The sequence below is a fragment of the Pseudomonas putida genome (assembly GCF_002906855.1).
In the GTDB taxonomy this organism is placed as follows: Bacteria; Pseudomonadota; Gammaproteobacteria; order Pseudomonadales; family Pseudomonadaceae; genus Aquipseudomonas; species Aquipseudomonas putida_N.
Genome location: NZ_MINI01000048.1, coordinates 1096202 through 1122138, shown reverse-complemented (window position 1 = coordinate 1122138; position 25937 = coordinate 1096202). Strand labels below are relative to the sequence as shown.

The 25937-nt window shown below is 62.3% G+C and carries 26 protein-coding genes; 10 read left to right on the top strand and 16 right to left on the bottom strand.

The window, feature by feature from the left end; translation table 11 throughout:
• The first annotated feature begins 24 nt into the window (after positions 1-24).
• The gene (gene rpoH, locus BGP85_RS27855; protein ID WP_079230062.1) at positions 25-879 is read left to right on the top strand and encodes an RNA polymerase sigma factor RpoH; all 855 of its coding nucleotides are present in this window, start codon (positions 25-27) and stop codon (positions 877-879) included.
• Between the two features lie 62 nt (positions 880-941).
• Here the strand turns inward: rpoH and mtgA are convergent, their stop codons facing one another.
• On the bottom strand, positions 942-1652 hold the full coding sequence (gene mtgA / locus BGP85_RS27850; protein ID WP_103446242.1) for a monofunctional biosynthetic peptidoglycan transglycosylase: 711 nt from the start codon (positions 1650-1652) through the stop codon (positions 942-944).
• A gap of 64 nt (positions 1653-1716) precedes the next feature.
• On the opposite strand from mtgA, the gene BGP85_RS27845 reads away from it, so the two are divergent.
• From BGP85_RS27845 to trmB, 4 genes are all read left to right on the top strand, one after another.
• Positions 1717-2088: a DUF423 domain-containing protein gene (locus BGP85_RS27845; protein ID WP_103446095.1), complete on the top strand. Its 372-nt coding sequence runs from the start codon at positions 1717-1719 to the stop codon at positions 2086-2088.
• Positions 2089-2190: 102 nt separating this feature from the next.
• Positions 2191-2391 (top strand): sulfur carrier protein ThiS, encoded by a 201-nt coding sequence (gene thiS, locus BGP85_RS27840; protein WP_033696634.1) that lies wholly within the window; start codon positions 2191-2193, stop codon positions 2389-2391.
• 53 nt (positions 2392-2444) lie between these two features.
• A complete protein-coding gene (locus tag BGP85_RS27835; RefSeq protein WP_027920973.1) occupies positions 2445-3257 on the top strand; it encodes a thiazole synthase in 813 nt (270 codons plus the stop codon).
• Positions 3258-3266: 9 nt separating this feature from the next.
• A complete protein-coding gene (gene trmB / locus BGP85_RS27830; RefSeq protein WP_103446094.1) occupies positions 3267-3989 on the top strand; it encodes a tRNA (guanosine(46)-N7)-methyltransferase TrmB in 723 nt (240 codons plus the stop codon).
• A gap of 629 nt (positions 3990-4618) precedes the next feature.
• Here the strand turns inward: trmB and BGP85_RS27825 are convergent.
• From BGP85_RS27825 to BGP85_RS27785, 9 genes are all read right to left on the bottom strand, one after another.
• Positions 4619-4945, bottom strand: coding sequence for a DUF3392 family protein (locus BGP85_RS27825; RefSeq protein WP_027920975.1), 327 nt, complete (start codon positions 4943-4945; stop codon positions 4619-4621).
• A gap of 9 nt (positions 4946-4954) precedes the next feature.
• Complete coding sequence (gene hemW / locus BGP85_RS27820; protein WP_103446093.1) at positions 4955-6130, bottom strand: radical SAM family heme chaperone HemW; 1176 nt, start codon at positions 6128-6130, stop codon at positions 4955-4957.
• Positions 6127-6723: an RdgB/HAM1 family non-canonical purine NTP pyrophosphatase gene (gene rdgB / locus BGP85_RS27815; protein ID WP_103446092.1), complete on the bottom strand. Its 597-nt coding sequence runs from the start codon at positions 6721-6723 to the stop codon at positions 6127-6129. The genes hemW and rdgB overlap by 4 nt, the downstream gene beginning before the upstream one ends.
• Complete coding sequence (locus tag BGP85_RS27810; protein ID WP_103446091.1) at positions 6720-7154, bottom strand: DUF4426 domain-containing protein; 435 nt, start codon at positions 7152-7154, stop codon at positions 6720-6722. Before BGP85_RS27810 ends, rdgB begins: the two co-directional genes overlap by 4 nt.
• 22 nt (positions 7155-7176) lie before the next feature.
• Positions 7177-7797, bottom strand: a complete 621-nt coding sequence (metW, locus tag BGP85_RS27805) for a methionine biosynthesis protein MetW (RefSeq protein ID WP_103446089.1) — start codon at positions 7795-7797, stop codon at positions 7177-7179.
• A 7-nt stretch (positions 7798-7804) separates the two neighbouring features.
• Positions 7805-8944 (bottom strand): homoserine O-succinyltransferase MetX, encoded by a 1140-nt coding sequence (gene metX, locus BGP85_RS27800; RefSeq protein ID WP_103446087.1) that lies wholly within the window; start codon positions 8942-8944, stop codon positions 7805-7807.
• Between the two features lie 88 nt (positions 8945-9032).
• Entirely contained in the window at positions 9033-9623 is a 591-nt protein-coding gene (locus BGP85_RS27795; RefSeq protein ID WP_027920981.1) for a YggT family protein, read from the bottom strand.
• A 10-nt stretch (positions 9624-9633) separates the two neighbouring features.
• Positions 9634-10452, bottom strand: a complete 819-nt coding sequence (proC, locus tag BGP85_RS27790; RefSeq protein WP_103446085.1) for a pyrroline-5-carboxylate reductase — start codon at positions 10450-10452, stop codon at positions 9634-9636.
• Between the two features lie 38 nt (positions 10453-10490).
• Positions 10491-11177, bottom strand: coding sequence for a YggS family pyridoxal phosphate-dependent enzyme (locus BGP85_RS27785; RefSeq protein ID WP_103446083.1), 687 nt, complete (start codon positions 11175-11177; stop codon positions 10491-10493).
• 66 nt (positions 11178-11243) lie between these two features.
• On the opposite strand from BGP85_RS27785, the gene BGP85_RS27780 reads away from it, so the two are divergent.
• Positions 11244-12242 carry a type IV pilus twitching motility protein PilT gene (locus tag BGP85_RS27780; RefSeq protein ID WP_103446081.1) on the top strand — a complete coding sequence of 333 codons (999 nt, stop codon included), beginning with the start codon at positions 11244-11246 and terminating at the stop codon, positions 12240-12242.
• 112 nt (positions 12243-12354) lie between these two features.
• Here the strand turns inward: BGP85_RS27780 and BGP85_RS27775 are convergent, their stop codons facing one another.
• Entirely contained in the window at positions 12355-12984 is a 630-nt protein-coding gene (locus BGP85_RS27775) for a C40 family peptidase (protein WP_103446078.1), read from the bottom strand.
• Positions 12985-13152: 168 nt separating this feature from the next.
• Between BGP85_RS27775 and BGP85_RS27770 the strand changes: the two genes are divergently transcribed.
• Positions 13153-13572: an NINE protein gene (locus BGP85_RS27770; RefSeq protein WP_103446076.1), complete on the top strand. Its 420-nt coding sequence runs from the start codon at positions 13153-13155 to the stop codon at positions 13570-13572.
• Positions 13573-13628: 56 nt separating this feature from the next.
• Here BGP85_RS27770 and BGP85_RS27765 read toward each other — a convergent pair whose 3' ends face one another.
• The 3 genes from BGP85_RS27765 to BGP85_RS27755 form a co-directional block, all read right to left on the bottom strand.
• Positions 13629-14330, bottom strand: a complete 702-nt coding sequence (locus BGP85_RS27765; protein ID WP_103446075.1) for an SPOR domain-containing protein — start codon at positions 14328-14330, stop codon at positions 13629-13631.
• 1 nt (position 14331) lies between these two features.
• Positions 14332-16068 carry an arginine--tRNA ligase gene (argS, locus tag BGP85_RS27760; protein WP_103446074.1) on the bottom strand — a complete coding sequence of 579 codons (1737 nt, stop codon included), beginning with the start codon at positions 16066-16068 and terminating at the stop codon, positions 14332-14334.
• 108 nt (positions 16069-16176) lie between these two features.
• Positions 16177-18396: a primosomal protein N' gene (locus tag BGP85_RS27755; protein WP_103446072.1), complete on the bottom strand. Its 2220-nt coding sequence runs from the start codon at positions 18394-18396 to the stop codon at positions 16177-16179.
• A gap of 167 nt (positions 18397-18563) precedes the next feature.
• Between BGP85_RS27755 and rpmE the strand changes: the two genes are divergently transcribed.
• The 3 genes from rpmE to BGP85_RS27740 all read left to right on the top strand — a co-directional run bounded on the left by rpmE (position 18564) and on the right by BGP85_RS27740 (position 21051).
• Positions 18564-18779, top strand: a complete 216-nt coding sequence (rpmE, locus tag BGP85_RS27750; RefSeq protein WP_027920990.1) for a 50S ribosomal protein L31 — start codon at positions 18564-18566, stop codon at positions 18777-18779.
• Positions 18780-18781: 2 nt separating this feature from the next.
• Positions 18782-19603 carry a thermonuclease family protein gene (locus BGP85_RS27745; RefSeq protein ID WP_103446070.1) on the top strand — a complete coding sequence of 274 codons (822 nt, stop codon included), beginning with the start codon at positions 18782-18784 and terminating at the stop codon, positions 19601-19603.
• A gap of 179 nt (positions 19604-19782) precedes the next feature.
• On the top strand, positions 19783-21051 hold the full coding sequence (locus tag BGP85_RS27740; RefSeq protein ID WP_103446068.1) for a malic enzyme-like NAD(P)-binding protein: 1269 nt from the start codon (positions 19783-19785) through the stop codon (positions 21049-21051).
• A 106-nt stretch (positions 21052-21157) separates the two neighbouring features.
• On the opposite strand, the gene BGP85_RS27735 is transcribed toward BGP85_RS27740, so the two are convergent.
• Positions 21158-23611 carry a penicillin-binding protein 1A gene (locus BGP85_RS27735; protein WP_103446067.1) on the bottom strand — a complete coding sequence of 818 codons (2454 nt, stop codon included), beginning with the start codon at positions 23609-23611 and terminating at the stop codon, positions 21158-21160.
• A 129-nt stretch (positions 23612-23740) separates the two neighbouring features.
• A complete protein-coding gene (gene ltrA / locus BGP85_RS27730) occupies positions 23741-25447 on the bottom strand; it encodes a group II intron reverse transcriptase/maturase (protein WP_012312325.1) in 1707 nt (568 codons plus the stop codon).
• Positions 25448-25937: the final 490 nt, after the last annotated feature.

Here is a 25937-nt window from a genome sequence, read left to right as displayed (position 1 = left end):
GTTTTGTAAGTCGGAGGTTCTTGAATGACCACATCGTTGCAACCTGCCTATGCCCTGGTACCCGGTGCAAACCTGGAAGCCTACGTGCACACGGTCAACAGCATCCCGCTGCTGTCTGTCGAGCAGGAGCGTGATCTGGCCGAGCGTCTCTACTACGAGCAGGATCTCGAGGCCGCTCGGCAAATGGTGATGGCCCACCTGCGTTTCGTTGTACATATCGCGCGTAGCTATGCAGGCTACGGGCTGGCCCAGGCCGACCTGATCCAGGAAGGCAACGTCGGCCTGATGAAGGCGGTCAAGCGCTTCAACCCGGAGATGGGCGTGCGCCTGGTGTCCTTCGCCGTGCACTGGATCAAGGCAGAGATCCACGAATTCATCTTGCGCAACTGGCGCATCGTCAAGGTGGCCACCACCAAGGCCCAACGCAAGCTGTTCTTCAACCTGCGTAGCCAGAAGAAGCGTCTGGCCTGGCTGAACAACGACGAAGTGCATCGCGTGGCGGAAAGCCTCGGCGTCGAGCCTCGCGAAGTGCGCGAGATGGAAAGCCGCCTGAGTGGCCAGGACATGGCCTTCGACCCGGCAGCCGAAGCGGATGACGACAGCGCCTTCCAGTCGCCAGCGCATTATCTGGAAGACCACCGTTACGACCCGGCTGTGCAGCTGGAGGATGCCGACTGGAGCGACAACTCCACCAGCAACCTGCACGAAGCACTGCAAGGCCTGGATGATCGTAGCCGCGATATTCTCTACCAGCGCTGGTTGGCGGAAGAAAAGGCTACTTTGCATGAGCTGGCTGACAAGTACAGCGTTTCGGCTGAGCGTATTCGCCAGCTGGAGAAGAATGCGATGAACAAGGTCAAGGCGCTGATCACCATCTGATCAAGCCTGGCTGCATTGAAAAGCCGCTGACCCGAGAGGGTGAGCGGCTTTTTTGTTGAGCCTCATGGCCTGCGCGAGCTGTCCAGTTGCATCAGGTAGCTGGGCCCGCCCAGCTGGCTCATCTGCCGGCGAATCCAGCCTGCCCGGCTGGCCACATAGGCGCTGGGCCGGCTGGCACTCCATTTGATCGGGCTCGGCAGCACCGCGGCCAGCTGAGCGGCCTGCTGGCGGGTCAGTCGGCTGGCATCCACGCCAAAGTGATAACGCGCCGCAGCCTGGGCACCGAACACGCCTTTGCCCCACTCGGCGCTGTTCAGGTAGACCTCGAGAATCCGCTCCTTCGACCAGAACAGTTCGATCAGGGCGGTGAACCAGGCCTCCAGGCCCTTGCGGAAATAGCTGCGACCCGACCACAGGAACAGGTTCTTGGCCACCTGCTGAGTCAGGGTGCTGGCGCCACGAATGCTGCCGCCACGCTCGTTGTACGCCAGCGCCGCCTGGATGGCCGGAATGTCGAAGCCCCAATGGTTGGCGAACTTCTGGTCTTCTCCGGCGATGACCGCCACCTTGAGCTCGTCGGAGATGTTCTCCCACGGTTCCCAGTCGCGCTGCAGGTCGATCGGTTCGCCACTCACCCATGATTGCACCTTGCGCTCGAGCATCAAGGCCGTGCCAGGCGGTGGTACCCAGCGAAACACCAGCACCAGCACGATGCTGCCGGCAGCGAACCAGAGCAGAGCGCGGGCGAGGCGGCGGAGAATGGATGACAGCATGGCAATGGCTTGGCCGGACCGGTGGAACGGGCCATTATACAGACCCGATACCAGGAGTCGTCCCATGCTTCGCAGCTTCCTCATGCTCGCTGCCTTCTTTGGCTTTACCGGCGTCGCCCTGGGCGCATTCGCCGCACATGGGCTGAAGAACCGTCTGACGGCCGATTACCTGGCCATATTCCACACGGGAGTGACCTATCAGCTAGTGCATGCCCTGGCGATCTTCGGTGTCGCCGTGCTGTCAGCGCACCTGCCGGGGCGCCTGGTCGGCTGGGCCGGCGGTCTGTTCGCCCTGGGGATCGTGCTGTTCTCCGGTAGCCTGTACCTGCTGACCCTCAGCGGCCTGGTCAAACTGGGCATCATCACCCCGATCGGCGGCCTGTGCTTCCTCGCCGGTTGGCTGTGCCTGGGCCTGGCTGCCTGGCGCCTGGGCTGACCAAACGGTCCACTATCGCGACTAATGGCGTGCGGTGCCCTTGGGTTCATGCGTGGATCGGCGCTAGAATGCGGGCCCCAAAGAACAATGGTGGCCGTGCGCATGCGCATTCAACTGAACGGTGAACCTTACGAATTGCCTGCTGGCGAAAGCGTCGCAGCCCTGCTGACCCGCCTGGAACTGACCGGGCGCCGGGTAGCGGTGGAACTCAACCTGGATATCGTGCCGCGTAGCCAGCACGACAGCACGCAGCTGAACGAAGGCGACCAGGTCGAAGTGGTCCACGCCATCGGCGGCGGCTGAGCCCGGCCCGGCGATTCACCTGCAAGCCCAGCAATCTTTCCCGAGGAACAACGATGAGCAACGTTCGTAGCGACAAGCCCTTCATCCTGGCCGGGCGCACTTTCCAGTCGCGCCTGCTGGTCGGCACCGGCAAGTACCGTGACATGGAAGAAACCCGCCTGGCCACCGAGGCCTCGGGTGCCGAGATCGTCACCGTGGCCGTGCGCCGGACCAACCTTGGCCAGAATGCGGGTGAGCCGAACCTGCTCGACGTGCTGTCGCCCGACAAGTACACCATCCTGCCAAACACCGCAGGTTGCTTTGACGCTGTCGAGGCGGTGCGTACCTGCCGCCTGGCCCGTGAGCTGCTCGATGGCCACAAGTCCCACGAGTCGCGCACCCTGGTGAAACTGGAAGTGCTGGCCGACCAGAAAACCCTGTTCCCCAACGTGATCGAAACCCTCAAGGCCGCCGAAGTGCTGGTCAAGGACGGGTTCGACGTGATGGTCTACACCAGCGACGACCCGATCATCGCCCGGCAGCTGGCCGAAGCCGGCTGCATCGCGGTGATGCCGCTGGCCGGCCTGATCGGCACTGGCCTGGGCATCTGCAACCCGTACAACCTGCAGATCATTCTGGAAGAGTCCAAGGTGCCGGTGCTGGTTGACGCGGGTGTCGGTACCGCCTCCGATGCCACCATCGCCATGGAAATGGGCTGTGAAGCCGTACTGATGAACTCGGCCATTGCCCACGCCCAGCAGCCGGTGCTGATGGCCGAGGCCATGAAGCACGCTATCCTTGCTGGCCGCATGGCCTACCTGGCCGGCCGCATGCCGAAAAAACTTTATGCCAGCGCCTCTTCGCCGCTGGATGGTCTGATCAAGTAAGAGCCCCTGATGACTGACTCGCAAGATACGCCGATCTCCGCCGACGGCGACCAGCGCCCACACCGCCGCATCAAGAGCTTCGTGATGCGCGCCGGGCGCATGACCGAAGGCCAGCAACGCGGCCTCGACCAGGGCGGCCCGCAGTTCATCCTGCCGCTGGCCGACAGCCCGGTGGACTATGACCAGGTGTTTGGCCGTTCGGCGCCGCGTACCCTGGAGATCGGCTTCGGCATGGGCCATTCCCTGCTGGAAATGGCCGCTGCCGCGCCTGAACAGGACTTCATCGGTGTCGAAGTGCACCGTCCAGGTGTTGGCGCGCTGCTCAATGGCGTGCTGACCCAAGGCCTGAAGAACCTGCGGGTGTACGACTGCGACGCCATCGAGGTGCTCAACCGCTGCGTGGCCGACAACAGCCTTGACCGCCTGATGCTGTTCTTCCCTGACCCATGGCACAAGGCGCGTCACCACAAGCGCCGCATCGTCCAGCTGGAGTTCGCCGAGCTGGTGCGCCGCAAGCTCAAGCCCGGTGGCGTGTTCCACATGGCGACCGACTGGGAGCCGTATGCCGAGTACATGCTGGAAGTGATGAGCGCCGCCCCTGGCTATCGCAACCGTGCGGAAGACGGCACCTATGTGCCGCGCCCGGAAGAGCGCCCGATCACCAAGTTCGAACGCCGCGGCGAACGGCTGGGGCATGGGGTGTGGGATTTGAAGTTCGAGAAGGTGGATTGATTGGCGGATTGAGCCTTTCGATATGCTGAGGCTTGTAGAAATGCAGGCGAAAAAAAACCGCTCTGAGAAGAGCGGTTTTTTTAGGAGCGACAGGACTGAGTATCCTTCGCTTCGGGGCTTCACCGAAAGCCACCACACGGTCAGAGGATCATAGGCAGCCTGAGACGATGGGTCAATGATCAGACATATTCAGCATCAAGTGTGTCGGAGTGGTTAACAGCTTCGACCGCATATCCCAAGTATCATCGCGTTGCTCCAGTGTGGATAATTTCGGTGATGGGCCGGGTAGACGAAGAATTCTGCTTTCCGGCCCCTTCGACACGGCCTGAGAACCGTGCCGGTGAATTGTTCGAAGGGCCATTGACCTGGCCACTTCACCGAAAGCTGCCACACGGTTTTTCGAAGGCATCGAAGCGCCGGTTAGATGCTGGAAGATTGGCCCGCCAACACGGAGGCCAAGGCATATGAAGCGTTTGCTTGATGCGCTGAGCCGCGTCTGGAAGCTCATCCGGATCTTGACTGTGCTCAAGACCGTTCGAGACTTCATGCGCGATCACTTTGACGATGCCCAGTAAGGGCTAGTCAGGTGGTAGGGCTGCCCTGGTTCCCCGGGGCAGCTTTTAGCAGGTTCACCCGCGGCGGTCAGCCACCACGCCAATCAACACCAGCACGACCAACAACACCGGCGCGAGTGCATAGTTGTTGAACTGCCCCAACCCCTTCACCACCCACGGCGTGGCATAGATCAGTGCCGCCCCACTGCCGATCATCACCAGGGCAGCCATCACCGGCACCCGCAGCGCGCCCGCCAGGGCACCAAGGCGCTGGTCCACCCAGCCTTTGATATCGGTGCCGAACAGCACCAGCAGGCAGCCTACCAGTGCCAGGGAAATCTCTGACAGGTTGCTGCGGCTCCAGCGGGAAACCGTGGCGAGCAGATCAAGTACCAGATCCATGGGTCATCCTTAGGTCAAGAAATACTGCAGCAGGTCATTGAGGAACAGTTGGCCGCGCGGCGTGGCCACCAGTCGATCCGGTTCGACCTGCAAAAGGCCCTTTTGTTCGGCGGCGCGACGGGCCTCGGCCAGCTGTGCCAGAGGCAGCCCGGTGCGCTGGGTGAACAGCTCGGCTTCTACGCCATCGGTGAGGCGCAGGGCGTTCATCAGGAACTCGAACGGCAGCTCGTCCACCGGCAGCAGCTTCTCGCCGGCCTTGAACGGCTTGGCCAGGTTCAGGTAGTCCTTGGGCAGGCGGGTCTTCCAGGTGCGCAGGATGCGGCCATCGGCGAAGGTCAGCTTGCCGTGCGCCCCGGCACCGATGCCGATGAAATCGCCAAAACGCCAGTAGTTGAGGTTGTGCCGGGCAGCACGGCCAGCCTGGGCATAGGCCGAAACCTCATACTGCTTGAAGCCGTTGGCCGCCATCAGTGCCTGGCCGGCCTCCTGGATGTCCCAGAGGATATCGTCTTCAGGCAGCTCCGGCGGCTGGTTCCAGAACACCGTGTTCGGTTCGACGGTCAGCTGGTACCACGACAGGTGGGTCGGCCCCAGGTCGATGGCCTGGCGCAGGTCGCCGAGGGCGTCGTCCAGCGACTGGTCGGGCAGGCCGTGCATCAGGTCCATGTTGAAGTTGTCGAAGCCGGCGGCACGCGCCATGCCAGCAGCGCGGATCGCCTCGTCGCCATTGTGGATACGCCCTAGCGCTTCCAGTTTGGCCGGCTGGAAGCTCTGCACGCCGATCGACAGGCGATTGATGCCGGTCTGCCGGTAGGCCTTGAACTTCTCTTGCTCGAAGGTACCTGGGTTGGCCTCGAGCGTGATCTCGATGTCCGCAGCGAACGGGATGCGTTGCTCCACGCCACGCAGCAGGCGCCCCAGGGCATTGGCACTGAACAGGCTTGGCGTACCGCCGCCGAAGAAGATCGACGACAAGGTCCGGCCCTGCACGGCGGCCAGTTCCAGGTCGAGATCGGTCAACAGGGCGTCGACGTAGGCCTCTTCCGGCAGCTCAGGCCCGGCGGCGTGGGAGTTGAAGTCGCAGTAAGGGCATTTGCGTACACACCACGGGATGTGGATGTACAGCGCCAGCGGCGGCAGGCTGGTGAGCGCCACCGCGCCAGCTTGGGACAGCGTTGCGATCATGCCAGGCCCAGACGTTGACGCAGCAGGGCCATGGCGCGGGCGCGGTGGCTGAGCTGGTTCTTATCCACAGGGGCGAGGTCGGCGCTGGAGCACTTGCGCTCCGGCACCCAGAACAGCGGGTCATAGCCGAAGCCATGCTCGCCGCTGGCCTCGAACAGGATACTGCCGTGCCACAGTCCTTCGCAAAGGATCGGCAGCGGGTCATCGGCGTGGCGCACCAGGGCCAGCACGCAGACGAACTGGGCGCCGCGCTGTTCAGACGGCACGTCCTTCAGGGCTTCGAGCAGTTTGGCGTTGTTCGCCGCGTCACCCTTGCCATCGGCATAGCGCGCCGAGTAGATGCCCGGCGCGCCACCGAGGAAGTCCACGGCCAGGCCGGAATCGTCGGCCAAGGCCGGCAGGCCGGAGATGCGCGCAGCATTACGGGCTTTGAGGATGGCGTTTTCGACGAACGATAGGCCGGTCTCTTCGGGCTCAACCTCGCTGAACTCACCAATCGAGCGCAGCTGCACGGATTGGCCGAGCATGGCCTGGAGTTCCTTGAGTTTGCCAGCGTTGTGGCTGGCCAATACGAGTTGCTGGAAATTCATCATTCGCCTGGGAACACTTCCTGGTTGAAACTGAGTTGATGGCTGACCCCGCCGGTTTCGACATTCAGGTCGAAGGTCAGGGTCTCGGCCTGCTCGATCTTGAACTGGGCGATGTAGTACACCGCACCCTGGTCGGTTATCTGCTTGAACGACAGCGGGTTGGTACGCCCGGTCAGGTCCTTCACCGTGCCGCTGACCACCGCCATGGCGGGCTTGTCGGCCTTGAGCACGGCGATATTGAGCACGCCTTGATTCTTGCTGCGGTTGAGCCCGGTGGCAGCGGCGATGTCCGGTTGCAGCATGCTCGAGGTGAAGGCGCTGTAGTGCACCGTCACGTCGCCGAAGACTTCCTTGCGCTCGGGTCGGGCGGCATCGGCCGCCATCACTGGCAGGGCCAGGCACAGGCTGATCAGGAACAGGGCTAGGCGACGCATGGTGCGAATCCTCCGGTGGGCGTCAGACTGCCAGTTGATGCTCCTGCAGGCCCGGGCTGCTGACGCGATAGATGCCGATTTCACCTAGAAGATTAGGCCAAAGCCGCCCACCCCACCCGTTACGGTGCAAGTGGTCGACGGCCAGGCGGTCAAGGACCTTGGCGCGGCGCTTATGGCACAGCTCTTCGAAGTCGGCGAAGGTGCAGAAGTGGATGTTCGGCGTGTTGTACCAGGTGTACGGCATGAAGTCCGAAACCGGCATGCGGCCCTTGGTGGCCAGGTACCAGCGGCAGCGCCAGTGGCCGAAGTTGGGGAAGGTGATGATGCACTGGCGGCCCACCCGCAGCATTTCGTCGAGGATGCGGTCAGGGTACTCCACGGCCTGCAGGGCCTGGGTCATGATCACCACGTCGAAGCTGTTGCTGGCAAAGTTGCCCAGGCCCTTGTCGAGGTCCTGCTCGATGACGTTGACGCCCTTGGCCACGCAGGCGGCGATGTTGTCGGCGTCGATCTCCAGGCCATAGCCGGTGACCTGCTTGCGGTCACGCAGCGAAGCCAGCAGCTCGCCACTGCCGCAGCCCAGGTCGAGTACCCGGCTGCCGGCGGGAATCCAGTCGTGGATGATTTCCAGATCGGCTCTCATGCTGTCCTCAGATGGCGATGCGGTTCATGTAGTTCGCGAAACCCTGCATGTAGCGAGGCGTGGGGATCAGGAAGGCATCGTGGCCGTAAGGCGAGTCGATCTCCAGATAACAGACGTTCTTGCGGGCCGCCATCAGGGCGTTGACGATCTCCCGCGAGCGGGCCGGCGAGAAGCGCCAGTCGGTGGTGAACGACATGATGCAGTAATCCGCTTTGACGTGGGCCAGGGTCGCAGCCAAGTCGCCGCCATTGGCTGCGGCCGGGTCGAAGTAGTCCAGGGCCTTGGTCATCAGCAGGTAGGTGTTGGCGTCGAAACGGCCGGAGAACTCCTCGCCCTGGTAGCGCAGGTAGCTCTCGACCTGGAATTCGACGCTGTGGAAGTCGTAGTTGAGCTTGTCGCTCTTCAGCTCGCGGCCGAATTTTTCACCCATCGAGTCGTCGGACAGGTAAGTGATGTGGCCGACCATGCGCGCCAGCATCAGGCCGCGCTTGGGGATCACGCCCTGGTCCTGGAACGAGCCGCCGTGGAACTCTGGGTCGGTGAGGATGGCCTGTCGCGCCACTTCGTTGAAGGCGATGTTCTGCGCCGACAGCTTGGGTGCCGAGGCGATATCCACGCAGTGGCGCACGCGATCGGGGTAGGTCATGGTCCACTGCAGGGCCTGCATGCCGCCCAGGCTGCCACCGACGATGGCCGCCCACTGCTGGATGCCCAGGCGGTCTGCCAGGCGCGCCTGGCTGTGCACCCAGTCTTCCACGGTCAGTACCGGGAACTCGGCGCCATAGGGCTTGCCGGTGGCCGGGTTGATGCTGCTCGGGCCAGTGCTGCCATTGCAGCCGCCAAGGTTGTTCAGGCTGACCACGAAGAAGCGGTTGGTATCGATCGGTTTGCCGGGGCCGATGCAACTGTCCCACCAGCCCGGCTTGCGGTCGGTGGCGGCATGGTAGCCAGCGGCATGGTGATGGCCGGACAGGGCATGGCAGATCAGCACGGCATTGCTTGCGCTGGCGTTCAGGGTGCCATAGGTCTCGTAGACCAGCTCGTAGCTGTTCAGCGAACGGCCGCAGGCCAGGGCCAGCGGTTGATCGAACCGGGCAATTTGCGGTGTAACCAGACCGACGGAATCTTCGGGAAGGACAGTGGACATCGACCCTGCTCACGCTTGACGGAGGCGTAAGTCTAAAGAGCGCTACCCCCAGCGGCAAGCAAAGGCTTGCCGCCAGGTGCGCATGGGGTCAGATCATCCGCCACAGTTCCTGTGGCATGCCGGCATAGGCGGCCAGCGGCGGCATGACGAACGACTGGATCACCTGGATCGCCAGGAAGGCGAAGATCGGCGAGATGTCCATGCCGCCCAGGTTGGGCACGATGCGGCGGAACGGTGCCAGCACCGGCTCGCTGATCTGCCAGGCCAGCTCGGCAGCCGGGTTGTGGCTGTTCGGTGCGACCCAGGAAACGATCACCATGACGATCATCGCCACCCAGAAAATCTTCAGGAACAGCGAGGTGATGCCGATGATGGCCCACATCAGCAAGTGCAGGACGTCGCCGAAGGTGCCGTAGGTGACCATCAGCACGAAGCCCATCAGCAGGGCCTGGATGACGATCGCCAGCAGCAGCGACGAGGTGTCCAGGCCACCGATGCTGGGGATCACCCGGCGGATCGGTTTGAGCAGTGGCTGGGTCGCGCGCACGGCGAACTGGCTCAGCGGGTTGTAGAAGTTGGCCTTGACCAGCTGCAGCACGAAGCGCAGCAGGACGATCACCAGGTACAGGCTGACCAAAGTTTGCACCACGAAGATCGCGGCGCCGGACAGTGCATTCATCAACAGCTCCTTATTTGCCCAGTTGTTCGGCCAGCTCGGCGGAACGCTTCGACGCCGCTGCCAGCGCCTGCTCGACGATGGCTTCGAAGCCATTGCCCTGGAACGACTTGATCGCAGCCTCGGTGGTGCCGGCTGGCGAGGTGACACGGCGGCGCAGCTCAGCGGCGTCGACATCGCTGGCCACGGCCATGCGTGCGGCGCCCAGGGCGGTTTGCAGGGTCAGTTGCGAGGCGGTTTCGCGTGTCAGGCCCAGTTTTTCGCCAGCAGCGGTCATCGCTTCAATCAGCAGGAAGAAGTAGGCCGGGCCACTGCCTGAGACCGCGGTTACGGCGTCCAGTTGTTGCTCGTGCTCCAGCCACAAGGCCGTGCCGACTGCCGACAGCAGCTCCTTGGCCTGCTGGCGTTGCTCGTCGGACACTTCAGTGGTGGCGTACAGGCCGCTGACGCCCTGGCGCAGCAGTGCTGGCGTGTTGGGCATGCAGCGTACCACCGGGCGGGCGCCGAGCCAGGTCTGCAGGCTGGCGCAGGTGATGCCGGCGGCGATCGAGACGATCAGTTGGCCAGCTTCGAGGTTCGGCTTCAGTGCCTCGCACACGGCCTTCATGACCTGCGGCTTCACCGCCAGCACGATCACATCGGCACCGGCAATGGCCTGGGCGTTGTCTTCGAAAGCCTCGATGCCGTGTTCGGCCTGGATGCGGTTGCGGGTCTCGGCGCCGGGGTCGCTGGCACGGATCTGCGCCGCGTCCAGGCCTTGGTCACGCAGGCCGCCGATCAGGCTGGCGGCCATGTTGCCGGCGCCGATAAAGGCAATACGTGTCTTGCTCATGTCAGGTCCTTGAGGGAAAGAGTGAGTAAAGCATGGAATCAGACGGGGCCGTAATGGCGAGCGCCGAACAGGGTGGTGCCGATACGTACCCAGGTCGCGCCTTGAGCGATGGCCGCTTCCAGATCGTGGCTCATGCCCATCGACAGGGTGTCCAGGCCAAGGCCCAGGCTTTCCTGAAGCTGGCGCAGGCGGGCGAAAGCGGCCTCCTGGGCGGCGCGGTCTTCGGTCGGCTCGGGGATCGTCATCAGCCCGCGCAGGCGCAGGTTGGGCATTGCCGCCACGGCCTTGGCCAGCGCTGGTAGGTCGGCCGGGGCACAACCGGACTTGCTGTCTTCGCCGCTGACGTTCACCTGCAGGCAGATGTTCAGCGGCGCCAAGCCCGTAGGGCGCTGTTCGGACAGGCGTTGGGCAATCTTCAGGCGGTCCACGGAGTGTACCCAGTCGAAATGTTCGGCAATGGCTTTGGTCTTGTTCGACTGAATGGGGCCGATGAAGTGCCAGATCAAGGGCAGGTCGCGCAGTTCTTCTTGCTTGGCCAGGGCTTCCTGCAGGTAGTTTTCACCGACATCAAGCACGCCAGCGGCGTGGATTTCGCGAATGGCGCTAGCCGGTTTGGTCTTGCTAACCGCCAGCAGCTGGACGCTGGCCGGGTCGCGTCCGGCAGCCTGGGCGGCGCTGTGGATGCGGGCGGCGAGGGCGGAGAGGTTGTCTGCTATGGTGGACATGGATCAATGCCGTCGGCTCTGGAGGTCTTCGGCATTCTACCTGCTTGATGGCTATTGGGGAGTCTCATGGACGTGACCGACCTGTTGGCCCGGGCCATGGATGCAGGGGCGAGCGACCTGCACCTGGCAGCGGGCGAGATACCGATGCTACGGGTGGACGGCGAGCTGCGGCGCATGGCGCTGCCGAGCGTGACGCCAGCCGCATTGAGCGACGCAATGGCGCCGCTGCTCGACGAAAGCCAGTGTCGGCAATGGATACAGGGCGATGAGCTGGATCTGGCACTGGAACTGGCATCGCTGGGGCGTTTTCGTCTCAATCTGTTTCGGCAACTGAACGGCCTGGCAGCCACGCTTCGCCTGATTCCAAAACGTATTGCCAGTGTCGATGAGCTCGACCTCGAAGAAGTGTTTCAAGCCGTTGCGCAGCATACGGATGGACTGGTGCTGGTGGGCGGCCCGACCGGTAGCGGCAAGTCGAGCACCCTGGCGGCACTGATCGACCGGCTCAATCGTGAGCGGGCGCTGCATGTCATCACCCTCGAAGACCCGGTTGAAGTTATCCACAGCAGCCAACGCAGCCTGGTCAACCAGCGTGAGATTGGCCGACATTGTCGTGACTTCGCCCAAGGGCTGCGCAGCGCCCTGCGCCAGGACCCGGATGTGATCATGATCGGCGAGTTGCGCGATCTGCAAACCATCCGTCTGGCGTTACGTGCCGCGGAGACCGGGCATCTGGTGCTGGCCACGGTGCATACACGGTCGGCGGCCAGCAGCATTGACCGGCTGGTTGAGGTATTTGCGGCAGAGGAGAAACCGCTGGTGCGGGCGATGCTGGCGGAGTCGTTGCGCCTGGTGGTGGCGCAGGTGCTGGTCAAGCGTGTGGGCGGCGGCCGGGTGGCTGCGAGGGAAGTGTTAGTGGCAACGCCTGCGGTACGCAATATGGTGCGCGAGGGGCGGATGGCGCAGTTATGTTCGGTGATGCAGGCCGGGGCGGCGGAGGGAATGCGGACGATGGAAGGGGCGATGCGAGCGCTGCGGGAGAAAGGGTTGATCAGCGATTTGTAGTGCCTGTGCAGGCCTCTTCGCGGGGCAAGCCCGCTCCTACAGGTATATTGCGCAGGTCTGTAGGAGCGGGCTTGCCCCGCGAAAGGGCCGGTGCAGGAAAATGCCGATCGAATCAGCGCTTGGCCAGGCTCAGCTGTTGCTGCTCTTTCGGCAGCACCCGCTTGGCAACCACATAATGCTGCTGCCAGTAAGGCTTGCTCAGGCTGTCGATACTCACCCGCTTGCCGGTACGCGGGGCATGGATGAAGCGGTCGTTACCCAGGTAGATGGCAACGTGATTGACCCGACGGCTCTTTATATTGAAGAAGATCAGGTCGCCTGGCTTGAGGTCGCTCTTGGCCACTTTCACGCCGTGGCCTTGGGCCATGGCATTGGACGTACGCGGCAAGTCGACGTCTGCCACGTCGTTGAACGCATACTTGACCAGCCCGCTGCAGTCGAACCCTTTTTTCGGGTTGCTGCCGCCCCAAACATAAGGGGTACCGAGCACGTTGACCGCACGGCTGAGCACATCGCTGCTCTGCTTCGGCGACATCGCCGCAACGCCAGGCAGGTTGTGGCCCTTGCCAGTATGGTTCGAGCGTGCCTGCAGCGTGGTCTGCTTGACGGGCGCGTGTTTCACCGAGGCATTGCTGGTGTAACCGGTGAAACCATTGGGAAGACGTTGCTCACGATTGGTGGCGTGGGCGGCCAGGGGCAATAATAGGCAGAGGGTCAGCCATGTCTTGAATAAAGGCGGCATAGATGAAGCTCTTATGAATGTTATGTGTGTGTTGGCGCGCAACTTTATAACAGCTTTTTGCTCCATTTCAGGCCCGTTGGTCGATTGTCATGCTGCCGTACGTCGGGCTGCGATGAAAAAGTCACATTTTTCTTTAGAAAATTTTCGGATAACCCACGAGGGCTATGAATGAACAGTTATCAGCAAGGGGCGCCGTATCACGACACACACAGCAAGGTCATCGGCTACCTGCTGTGGATATTCGGCTTTACCGGCTCGCACCGTTTCTACTACGGCAAGCCGATCACCGGCACCATCTGGTTCTTCACCCTGGGTCTGCTCGGCATCGGCTGGCTGATCGACCTGTTCCTGATTCCGTCGATGGACCGTGAGGCGGACATGCGTTTCCAGTCCGGCCGTATCGACTACAACATCGCCTGGATCCTGCTGACCTTCCTGGGCATCTTTGGTGTGCATCGCCTGTACCAGGGCAAGTGGATCTCGGCGATCATCTACTTCTTCACCGGCGGCCTGTTCCTGGTTGGTGTGCTGTATGACTTCTGGACCTTGAACAGCCAGATTTCCGAAGCCAACTCCCGTAGCCGATAGGGCGGGAGGCGCCCACAAAAAAGGCCTTGTCGCGCTGTGCGGCAAGGCCTTTTTCGTTACTGGCGGGTCTGTCGCTGCTGCAGCAGCAAGTTGCTGAACCCGGCCCCCGCCAGCTGTTTCTGCGCCACGGTCAGCTGTTCACGGTTGCTGAACGGCCCGACCAGCACGCGGTACCAGGTTTCTTCCTTGACGGTACCCGACTCGACCTTGACTGCCTGGCCGAGCAGGATGATCTGCGCGCGGACCTTGTCGGCGTCGGCCTGCTTGCGGAACGAACCGGCCTGCAGGAAGTATTGCGTGGTCGCCGCTGGCTTGATCACCGGTGGCGCGGGGGGCGGTGTCTGCCCCAGCAGAGCGGCCTGGGCGCGAGCGGTGTCGATTTTCGCTGCTTCAGCTGGCGTTACCGGGGTCACCGGCTGTGCAGGTACTGGCGGGGTCTTCTCCGGCACGGCCTCAGGCGGCACGATCACCTCGGATTCCGGCAGCAGGGTGTAGAAGTCGTACTTCGGCTTCACCGGCGGCTGAGGTGTTGCTGGGGTGGTCGACTTGCTGGCCTCGGCCACCTTCTCCGGCTTCTGCTGCTCGGGTTTGGTGCGCTTGATGTCACCGCCTCCGGGTTCGAGCTTCATCAGGAAAACGATGAACGCGCCGACCGTCAGGCCGACCGCCAGCCATACCCAGCCGGGAATCGGCTGCTTGGCTGGGGCCGTCTGACGGCTGGCGCCGCGTTTGGGCGCTGGTTTTTTCTTGGCAGCCAACTTACATGCGCTCCAGGGTTTCCAGGCCGAGCAGCTCCAGACCTTGCTTGAGGGTGCGGCCGGTCAGGGCAGCCAGGCGCAGGCGGCTCTGCTGCTGTTCCGGCGTTTCGGCGGCGAGGATGGGGCAGTTCTCGTAGAAGCTCGAGAACAGGCCGGCGAGGTCATACAGGTAGCTGCACAGTACGTGCGGGGTACCCTTGTCGGCGACGCTGTTGAGGATCTCGCCAAACTGGGCCAGGCGTGCGGCCAGGTCCTGTTCGTGAGCGGCCTGCAGCACGATGCTGCCGTCGACTTCGTCGAAGCCCTTGCCCAGCTTGCGGAACACACCGGCTACGCGGGTGTAGGCATACAGCAGATAAGGCGCGGTGTTGCCTTCGAAGTTGAGCATCAGTTCGAAGTTGAAGCTGTAGTCGCTGGTGCGGTGCTTGGACAGGTCGGCGTATTTCACCGCACCAATACCCACCACTTCAGCGATGTGGCGCAGTTCGTCTTCGGCCAGGCTCGGGTTCTTTTCCTTGACCAGCGCGTAGGCGCGCTCCTTGGCCTCGGTGAGCAGATCGATCAGCTTCACGGTGCCGCCGTCGCGGGTCTTGAAAGGGCGGCCGTCGGCGCCGTTCATGGTGCCGAAGCCCATGTGCTCCATCTGCATCGGGTGGCCGACGAAGCCGGCACGGCGAGCCACTTCGAACACCTGGTTGAAGTGCAGGGCCTGGCGCTGGTCGACGAAGTACAGGGCGCGGTCGGCCTTGAGCACGTTGCTGCGGTAGCGCACGGCGGCCAGGTCGGTGGTGGCGTACAGGTAGCCGCCGTCGGCCTTCTGCACAATCACTGGCAGCGGGTCGCCGTCGCTGTTCTTGAATTCGTCGAGGAACACGCATTGTGCGCCCTGGCTTTCGACCAGCAAGCCCTTGGCCTTGAGGTCGGCCACTACGTTGGCCAGGTCGTCGTTGTAGGCGCTTTCGCCCATCACGTCGGCCATGGTCAGTTTGACGTTGAGCAGCTCGTAGGTCTTCTGACAGTGCGACAGCGAGATGTCCTTGAAGCGCGTCCAGAGGGCCATGCAGTCTGGGTCGCCGGCCTGCAGCTTGACTACAAGGCCGCGGGCGCGGGTGGCGAACGCTTCGGACTCGTCAAAGCGCTTCTTGGCGGCGCGGTAGAAGTTTTCCAGGTCCGACAGCTCGTCGCTGGTGATCGGGTTTTCTTCCAGGTAGGCCAGCAGCATGCCGAACTGGGTGCCCCAGTCGCCCACGTGGTTCTGGCGAATCACGTCGTCGCCGAGGAACTCCAGAACACGGGCGACGCTGTCACCGATGATGGTCGAACGCAGGTGGCCGACGTGCATCTCCTTGGCCAGGTTCGGTGCCGACATGTCGATCACCACCTTCTGCGCAGGGCCGGCTTTGCGTGCGCCCAGGTGGGCGTCGGCCAGGGCGGCGTCCAGGCGGTTGGCCAGGGCGTCGGTGTTCTGGAAGAAGTTCAGGAAGCCTGGGCCAGCGATCTCGACCTTGCTGATGTCGGCGGTCGCCGGCAGAGCGTTGATCAGTTTTTCGGCCAGGTCGCGCGGCTTCATGCCGGCCGGCTTGGCCAGCATCATGGCGATGTTGCTGGCGAAGTCGCCGTGGGTCTTGTCCCGGGCGTTTTCCACCTGGATCGCCGGCGAGAGCCCTTCAGGCAGCACACCGTCGGTGACGAGTTGGGTGAGGGCTTGCTGGATCAGCTGGCGAATGGTGTCTTTCATGGGGATCTCTTTTCGACCGCAAGCGCGGTGGAGCGCCTGGATGCGCAGGTGGAAAAACTGGGCATTATCCGTTGCTGGGGGCGGGTTGCCAACCTTTGGGGCAGAAGCTTAATAAAGGTCGACCGGGTCGACATCCAGCGACCAGCGTACCTGGCGCCCGCTCGGCAGTTGCTCCAACACTAGCAACCAGGCGCTGATCAGTCGATGCAAGGGGGCCCGGGTATTGGCCTGAATCAATAGTTGCGCCCTGAAACGTCCGGCGCGGCGCTCCATTGGCGCAGGCACCGGCCCCAGCAGTTCGATGCCGGGCAGGCGCTGTTCGGCGACCAGGCGTTCGGCGGCGGCGCAGGCTTCGTCGAGGAAGCTTTCAGCCTGGCCGGGCTTGTGTGCTTCGGCGCGCAGCAGGGCAAGGTGAGAGAACGGTGGCAGCCCGGCATTGCGGCGTTCGTCCAGGGCTTGTTCGGCAAAGGCGAAGTAACCTTGTTCGGTCAGTTGCACCAGCAGCGGGTGATCGGCCAAATGCGTCTGGATGATTACCTTGCCGGGCTCTTCGGCACGCCCGGCCCGGCCGGCCACCTGGACGATCAGCTGGGCCATGCGCTCGCTGGCGCGGAAGTCGCCGGAGAAGAGCCCGCCGTCGGCATCGAGAATGGCGACCAGGGTTACCCGCGGGAAGTGGTGACCTTTGGCCAGCATCTGGGTGCCCACCAGAATGCTTGGCTGGCCGCGCTGGATGGTGGTGAACAAGGTGTGCATGGCGTCCTTGCGCGCCGTGCTGTCGCGATCCACGCGCAGGATCGGGTAATCCGGGAAGATCACTTTCAGGCGTTCTTCGGCGCGTTCGGTACCGGCGCCCACGGGGCGCAGGTCGACGTGGTTGCACTGCGGGCACTGGTGCGGCAGGCGCTCGTCGTAGCCACAGTGGTGGCAACGCAGCACGCCAGAGCGCTGGTGCACGGTCATGCGGGCATCGCAGCGGGGGCATTCGGACAGCCAGCCGCAATCATGGCACAGCAAGGTCGGGGCAAAGCCACGGCGGTTGAGGAACACCAGGACTTGCTGGCCGGCCTCCAGGGTTTGACGGATGGCCTGCTGCAGCGGGCCACTGATACCGCTGTCCAGCGGCAGGCTCTTCACATCCAGGCGCAGCATGCGCGGTGGGCGGGCGCCACCTGCGCGCTGGTTCATGCGCAGCAGGCGATAGCGGCCGGTGAGTGCGTTGTGCAGGGTTTCCAGTGAGGGGGTGGCGGAACCGAGCAGGATCGGGATGTTTTCCTGGTGGGCGCGCACCAGCGCGAGGTCGCGGGCGTGGTAACGCAGGCCTTCCTGCTGTTTGTAGGAGCCGTCGTGCTCTTCGTCGATGATGATCAGGCCGGGGTTTTTCATCGGCGTGAACAGCGCTGAACGCGTGCCGATGATGATATCGGCCTCGCCGTCGCGGGCGGCCAGCCAGGCATCGAGGCGCTCGCGGTCGTTCACGGCCGAATGCAGCAGGGCAATGCGGGCATTGAAGCGCTGCTCGAAGCGCGCCAGGGTCTGCGGGCCGAGGTTTATCTCGGGGATCAGCACCAATGCTTGCTTGCCGGCCTCCAGGGTTTCTCGAATCAGTTGCAGGTAAACCTCGGTCTTGCCGCTGCCGGTGACGCCGGCCAGCAGGAAGGCGCCGAAACCGTCAAAGCCCTCGCGCACGGCGTCGAAAGCCTCGCGCTGTTCTTCATTGAGCGGCAGTTCCGGCTGTGCCAGCCAGTGTTCATGGCGGTGCGTCGGCAGGTGGCGGCGTACTTCCAGCTGAACCAGCTCCTTGGCCAGCAGCAGGTCGAGGCTGTCCTTGTTCAGGTTGAGCTTGCTCAGCAGGCTGTGCGCCACGCCGTGCGGGTGCTGGGCCAGGGTCTTGAGAGCGTCGCGCTGGCGCGGGGCGCGGGCGATGCGCGGGTCTTCCAGGCGTGCGCCGGGTGCCACGTGCCAGAAGCGCTCCTGGCGCATTTCGGCAGGTTCGCCCTGGCGCAGCAGCGTGGGCAACGCCCAGCTCAGGGTGTCGCCAAGGCTGTGCTGGTAGTACTGGGCAGTCCATAAGCACAGCTTGAACAGCGCTGCCGGGATCGGCGAAACAGGGTCGAGCAAGGCACTGGCGGGCTTGAGCTTGTCGGCCGGCACTTCGCTCTGCTCGCACACCTCCACCAGCACACCGATCATTTCGCGGCGGCCGAACGGGACGCGGATGCGCATGCCTGGGGTCAACACCTGGCGTGCCATGCTTGCTGGCGCCTTGTAGTCGAACAGGCGGCGCAATGGGGAGGGCAGGGCAAGGCGCAGGATGACGTCGGACACGCGGCAGGTCTCAGAGGGTGTTTCAAAGACTGGCGAGCCTAGCAGACGACGGTCGGTGCAAGCGACAACTTGCGTTGGCGTGGTGCTCTGGTATTATTCGCCGCCTAATTACGTGCGGTATTCAACAATAGGTGTTGGGTGGCGGCACGCAGCTCGAGGAAGTGACCATGAAAGAAGGTATCCACCCGAACTACGAAGTAGTTGCAGTCACCTGCAGCTGCGGTAACAAGTTCGAAACTCGTTCGACCCTGGGCAACACCCTGGCGATCGACGTTTGCAACCTGTGCCACCCGTTCTACACCGGTAAGCAGAAAGTCCTGGACACCGGTGGTCGCGTACAGAAGTTCGCCGATCGCTTCGGTATGTTCGGTACCAAGAAGTAATCATGCACATGGCGAATCCTTCGGGTTTCGCGTTGTTGCTGAAAAAGGCGCCCCTTGTGGGCGCCTTTTTTGTGGGCGCAATATGGCAACTCCCGGCCCTGGCGTTCTGCCCAGTGCCCGACAAGCCACAGCAGGTGGCAGTCCGCCAAGTGGTGGATGGCGACACGCTGCGCCTGACCGACGGTCGCAGTGTGCGCATGATCGGCATCAATGCCCCGGAGATCGGGCGCAAGGGGCGTACCAGTGAACCTTATGCCGAGGCTGCCAGGCAGCGCCTGCAGGCATTGGTCAACGCCAGTGACGGGCGCGTCGGGCTGGTGCTGGGTGTCGAGGGCAAGGACAAGTACGGCCGCACCCTGGCGAACATCTATGGGCGTAATGGCGACAATCTTGAAGCACGGCTGCTCAGCGAAGGGCTTGGCTATCGAGTAGCGGTGGCACCCAATGTGCGCCTGGCGGGTTGCCAGCTAGCAGCCGAGCGGGTGGCGCGCGAGGCGCGAGCCGGGCTGTGGCGCAACTCGCCAGTGCGCAGGGCTGCGGATGTCCGTAAATCCGGGTTCGCCATTGTCGCTGGCACCATACGTGGCATCGAGCGCAATCGTGGCGGTATCTGGCTCGAACTGGATGAGGCCGTGGTGTTGCAGATTCCCGCTCGTCTGCAACGCACCTTCACCGCCAGCTTCTTCGCTAACCTCAAGGGACGCCAGGTCGAGGCACGCGGCTGGGTGCTGGATCGTTCCCGCAAGGGTGGGCTCAAGCCAGGGCAGCGACGCTGGGTGTTGCCGCTGACCGATCCCGGGATGTTGCAGCGTACTTCAGGCTGAAAAGATGTAGACAGTTCGCTATCAGATTGTACACACTGTGAGTCGAATGCCCCCGTGCGTGATAGCTTAAAGTCGTAGGCCAAAGGCCTTGACACAAGTGACTGACCAGTCTTGTGGCTCCCCGGCTCTTTGCGTATCCTCGGCGGTCCGTCAGAACAGTAAATAGCGGAATGCCCACCATGTCAGACCTGAAAACCGCCGCTCTCGAATACCACGCTCATCCTCGTCCGGGGAAACTGAGCGTCGAGCTCTCCAAGCCCACCGCCACCGCCCGTGATCTCGCCCTGGCCTACAGCCCAGGCGTTGCAGAACCCGTGCGCGAAATCGGTCGTGATCCTGAGCTGGCCTACAAATACACCGGCAAGGGCAACCTGGTCGCGGTTATTTCCGATGGCACCGCCATCCTCGGTCTGGGTGACCTCGGCCCACTGGCCTCCAAGCCAGTGATGGAAGGCAAGGGCGTTCTGTTCAAGCGTTTCGCTGGTATCGACGTGTTCGACATCGAAGTCGATTCGGAAAGCCCGCAGGCTTTCATCGACACCGTCAAGCGCATCTCGATCACCTTCGGTGGCATCAACCTCGAAGACATCAAGGCGCCAGAGTGCTTCGAAATCGAACGCACCCTGATCGAGCAGTGCGACATTCCGGTATTCCACGATGACCAGCACGGTACCGCGATCGTCACCGCGGCCGGCATGATCAACGCCCTGGAAATCGCCGGCAAGAAGCTGGAAGACGCCAAGATCGTCTGCCTGGGTGCCGGCGCTGCCGCCATCTCCTGCATGAAGTTGCTGGTCAGCATGGGCGCCAAGGTCGAAAACATTTTCATGATCGACCGCAGTGGCGTCATCCACGCTGGCCGCGACGACCTGAATCAGTACAAGGCCCAGTTCGCCCACGCTACCGACAAGCGCACCCTGGCTGATGCCCTGGACGGTGCTGACGTGTTCGTAGGCCTGTCCGGCCCGAACCTGCTAAGCCCGGAAGGCCTGAAGTCGATGGCGGCCAACCCGATCGTGTTCGCCTGCTCGAACCCGGACCCGGAAATTTCCCCAGAGCTGGCGCACGCCACTCGCAACGACGTGATCATGGCTACCGGTCGTTCCGACTACCCGAACCAGGTCAACAACGTACTGGGCTTCCCGTTCATCTTCCGTGGTGCCCTGGACGTTCGCGCCAAGCGCATCAACGAAGAAATGAAGATCGCCGCCGCCATCGCCCTGAAAGACCTGGCCAAACTGCCAGTGCCGAAGGAAGTCTGCGAGGCCTACGGTGTTGACGGTCTGGAGTTCGGTCGCGAGTACATCATTCCGAAGCCACTGGACGCTCGCCTGATCACCGTCGTTTCCGACGCTGTGGCCAAGGCTGCCATCGAATCCGGCGTGGCTACCCTGCCGTATCCGAAACACTACCCGCTGAACAGCGTGGATGAAGTGTTCAACGGCTGATTGCAGCTGTAGCGACATAAAAAAGCCCCGGCTCGCAAGAGTCGGGGCTTTTTGTTTGCCGGTCGGAAAGGGGCGCAAAGCGCCCCCAGCATTCGATCAGATCAGATCAGAACAGATCCATCGGCGCTGCTTCGTCCGCTGGCAGAGGGCTGCCTGGCGCAGTGCCATTGCCCAGCTCATCTACCGACGGTGGTGAGTCCTCGGCCTTGAACAGCTCGAAGTAGGCATCTGGCGTGCTTGGCGAAGCGGCACGGCCGCTGACCGGGTCGACCCGCAGGCTGAGGATGCCTTCCGGTTCCGCCGGTGCATGGCTTGGCTTGTCCTTCAGTGCCGCACCCATGAAGCTCATCCAGATCGGCAGCGCCGCAGTGCCGCCGTACTCACGGCGACCGAGAGTCTCCGGCTGGTCGAAGCCGACCCATACGGTGGTCACGTAATCGGCGTTGTAGCCGGAGAACCAGGCGTCCTTGGATTCGTTGGTGGTACCTGTCTTGCCGGCCAGGTCAGTACGGCCCAGGGCCAATGCCCGGCGGCCAGTACCGCGCTTGATCACATCCTGCAGCATGCTGGTGAGAATATAGGTGGTGCGACCATCGATGATCTGCTCGGCGATAGCGGGCGTCTGCGGTGGCGGGGCGATCTGGCCCAGAGCGGACGGCGCCTCGCCAGGCAAGGCCGCGGTGCTGATCGGCTGCTCTGGTGCCGCGAGGCCGGCATGGTCTTCGGCGCCTTGCGGCACACGTGCCGGGTTGGCGGTGAACAGGGTCTCGCCGCTGCGGCTCTCGATGCGATCGATCAGGTACGGGTTGATCTTGTAGCCGCCGTTGGCAAAGGTGCTCCAGCCCGTGGCGATCTCCATCGGCGTCAGGGTTGCAGTGCCCAGCGCCAGCGAAAGGTTGCGCGGCAGGTCCTGCTTGTTGAAACCGAACTTGGCGATGTAGTCGATGGTACGGTCCACGCCCATGGCCTGCAGCAGGCGGATCGACACCAGGTTGCGCGACTTGTACAGCGCTTCGCGGAGTCGGATCGGGCCGAGGAAGGTGTTGGTGTCGTTTTTGGGTCGCCACTCATTGTTCTGGTACTGGTCGAAGAACACGATAGGCGCATCGTTGACCAGGCTGGAGGCGGTGTAGCCGCTGTCCAGTGCCGCACTATAGATGAACGGCTTGAAGCTGGAGCCTGGCTGGCGCTTGGCCTGCATGGCACGGTTGTAGTTGCTCTGCTCGAACGAGAAGCCGCCGACCAGGGCGCGAATGGCGCCGTTGTACGGGTCGAGGGTGACCAGCGCGCTCTGCGCGCCGGGTACCTGGCTGAACTTGAGCTTGCCTTCGTCAAGGCGCTGCAGGCGGACCAGGTCACCGACCTGGGCAACGTCGGCAGGCGACTGCGGCGCACGGCCCTGAGAGTTGGTGTTGATGAACGGGCGTGCCCACTTCATGGTGTCCCAGGCAACGATTTCTTCCTTGCCGTCACGGGTCAGCACCTTGAGGCCGTTTTTCTCGACCTGAGTGACGATGGCCGGCTCCAGCGCACCGAGGTTGCGCTGCTTGCTCAGCTCCTGCAGCCACGCGGCGTGCGTCTTGCCCGGGAAGCGCGCTTCCGGGCCGCGATAGCCGTGACGCTCGTCGTATTCGGTAAGGCCGTTGAGAATGGCCTTGTTGGCCATTTCCTGCATGTCGCTCGGCACGGTGGTGGTGACACGGAAACCTTCGGTGTAGGCGTCGCTGCCATAGCGGCCAACCATTTCGGCGCGGGCCATTTCGGCAACGTAGGGCGCATTCACTTCAGGGGTCGGCACGTGGTAGCTGGCATTCAGCGGCTCGGCCAGGGCGGCCTGATAGCTCGCCTCGTCGATCTTGCCGAGCTTGTACATGCGACCGAGAATCCAGTCACGACGCTCTTTGGCGCGTACCGGGTTGGCCAGCGGGTTGAAGCGCGACGGCGCCTTGGGCAGGCCAGCGATCATCGCCATCTGCGCCAGGCTCACGTCACGGATCGACTTGCCGTAATACACCTGCGCGGCCGCATCGATACCGTAGGCACGGTTGCCCAGGTAAATCTTGTTGACGTACAGCTCGAGGATCTCGTCCTTGGTCAGCTCACGTTCGATCTGCAAGGCCAGGAGAATCTCGTTGGTCTTGCGCGAGAAGCTGCGCTCGCTGCTGAGGAAGAAGTTCTTCGCCACCTGCATGGTGATGGTGCTGCCGCCAGTCTGGATATGACCGGTTTTCACCAGCTGGGTTGCGGCGCGCATCAGGCTGCTCGGGTCGACCCCGTAGTGATTGAGGAAATTGTCGTCCTCGGCTGACAGAAGCGCCTGAATGAACTGTGGTGGAATTTCCGCGAAACGGATCGGCGAGCGGCGCATTTCGCCGAATTCGGCGATCAGTTTACCGTCGCTGCTGTATACCCTCAGGGGGATTTGCAACTGAACGCTTCTGAGCGAATCGACCGACGGCAGGTTGGGACTAAGATACAGAAACGCACCGCTCACACCGAGTACGAGCGCGCAGATGACTGCGACAAAAGACCACCAGAAGAACTTCAGCAGGCGTATCAAGGCTTTTCGGTGTCCAGATTGAGGGGTGAATTGCGCACGGGGCCGGCGGACGAAAAGTCGGGTGGGAGCCAGCCATTGCTGGCTGACTCCCCCCTAAGAACCGTACGTGCGCCTTTCAGCGCATACGGCTCAAGCCTTCTTTAAGCCCCCAAGGGGAGCCGGCTTGGTCACGTACAGACCACGCGTGTGGAGCTGGTTATGACAGTTGGGGTGCAAGAGTACCCGATTGGCCAAGGCGTCACCACCGTCAACGGCCCGGTGGATGATGTGGTGGTCGTGCCACCCCGTTTCCTTGGTGATCGGTTGCTTGCAAAGCAAACACAGGCCGTTTTGGCTGGCGTATAGGCTGCCGATTTGTTTCCGGTACTGCAGCTTTTTCAGCATCCGGTCCATCCGCAGTTTTTCGCTTTGGGCCTCCATGGCAGGGTCATAAGGGTTGTAATCCCCACTCACCTTTTTGTGTCGCTCGATCGGCGTGCTCGCGAGCGAGCAAAGCTCGATCTCCCGTCTCCTCCCAGCATCGTCCACTGTCGTGGTGGCGAAAACCCAGTTCCGTTCTCCGGAGGCTCGGAAGTACTTCTTCCTAACCCAGTCGAGGGACTTGTTTGGATGTCGCCGTTTCGCCCAACGCCACAGTTTTACAAACACTCGGTGGTCCATCCGGCTGTACGTTTGCTTGGCTACCACTGGCTGATGGTATAGCGCCCAACCCCTCAGCATCGGATTTAGCAGTTGGATTAGATCCTCTTGCTTACTCGTCTTGTGGGTGTTGATTGCCTCCCTGATCTTGCCGTAGAACGCTTTAACGTTCTTTTTGCTCGGTTTGATCAGCAGCTTTCCTTCGTATTTCCGGAAATTCCATCCAAGGAAGTCGAAGCCTTCGTCGATGTGAGCAATACGCGTTTTCTTGAGTGACAACCGCAGTCCACGCTTCGCGAGGAACTGTTCTACCCAAGGTTTTACTTCGTTCTCCAGCACTTCCGAGGAAGTGCCAGTAATCACGAAATCATCCGCGTATCGCACCACATTCACCTTCAGCTTCTTCGCCCTTGTCACTCCTAGGTGTTGCTTGAGGAGTGTTTCCAGACCATCCAGTGCCAGATTCGCCAACACCGGGGAGATAATTCCCCCTTGTGGCGTGCCTGCATCCGTTGCGTGCAACTGCCCCTTGTGGATGACTCCAGCCTTCAACCACTGCCGAAGCATCCGGTTATCCGTAGGGGCGTTTCCTAACAGCCATTCATGGTTGATGTTGTCGAAGAACCCTTCGATGTCTGCGTCCAAAACCCAACAGGCGGAAGCCTGTTTGGAAAGACACAGGAAGAGCTGCGCCATCGCATCCGCCGTACAACGTTCGATCCTAAAGCCGTAGCTATTCGGATCGCCCTGGGTTTCTGCGATGGGAGACAGGGCCAGCATGTACAGTGCTTGCATGGCCCTATCCGTCATGGTCGGTATGCCCAGAGGGCGTTCCCGTCCATCCGACTTCGGGATGTAGACTCGCCGTAGTGGCCGAGCCCGGTAACCCCGCGTCTTCAACTGACCAACCGCATTCCATTTAGCGTTGGGTGTGTCCCAGAGTTGCCTATCGACTCCCGCCGTGCGGCTTCCCTGATTTTCCGTGACTCTCCGTACGGCCAAGTATCTGGCCGACTTCGAGTGGGTAAGCATCCGTTGCAGGGATTTAACCTTGCGCCATTTGCCTTCCCGACAAGCCTTCGCAATTCGCACCTGCATTCCCCGGACATTCCGCTGAACCCGACGCCAATCGACGTCATGCCACTGCTGCGGAGTGCCGGAAAGCGCAGGCTCACCTTGCTGGCTGAGCTCTTTCATGCTGCTTTCCTCTCAAAGTGATACCACCCGAGCGGAAGGCGCACGTACCCCTGAGGGGCGCGTGCACCCCGTCAGGGTTGGATGATCAAGGGCCAATGAAGCCAGCCCTGAAGTTGATGAGACGGTCTCAGTCAGAGTCATTGCGGCAGAAGACCACGCAGAAGTCTGCCCGGTTTCCCGTGGGGTGATGTTCCAACCCCTATCCAAGCCATTACAGCCTGGCGTTCGCTTTCTCTGCGATCCCATACCCGCACCGCCAACAGTGTTCCTTACGGTTCACCTGCCCACAGGGCAGCGATACGGGCTTACCACGTTCCCTGTCTGTCACACGACTGGGTTAGGGCCCACCTTTTCACCGGTGATCTTGAAGGCGACGTATCCCCAAGCGCTACGGAGATATCCGATCACGTACCTTTTGGTTCAAGCCTGTCAGCAGCTTTGGCTTGGCAATGCTTACGGTGTTTATCAGTGGTTCACATACGTTACCCAT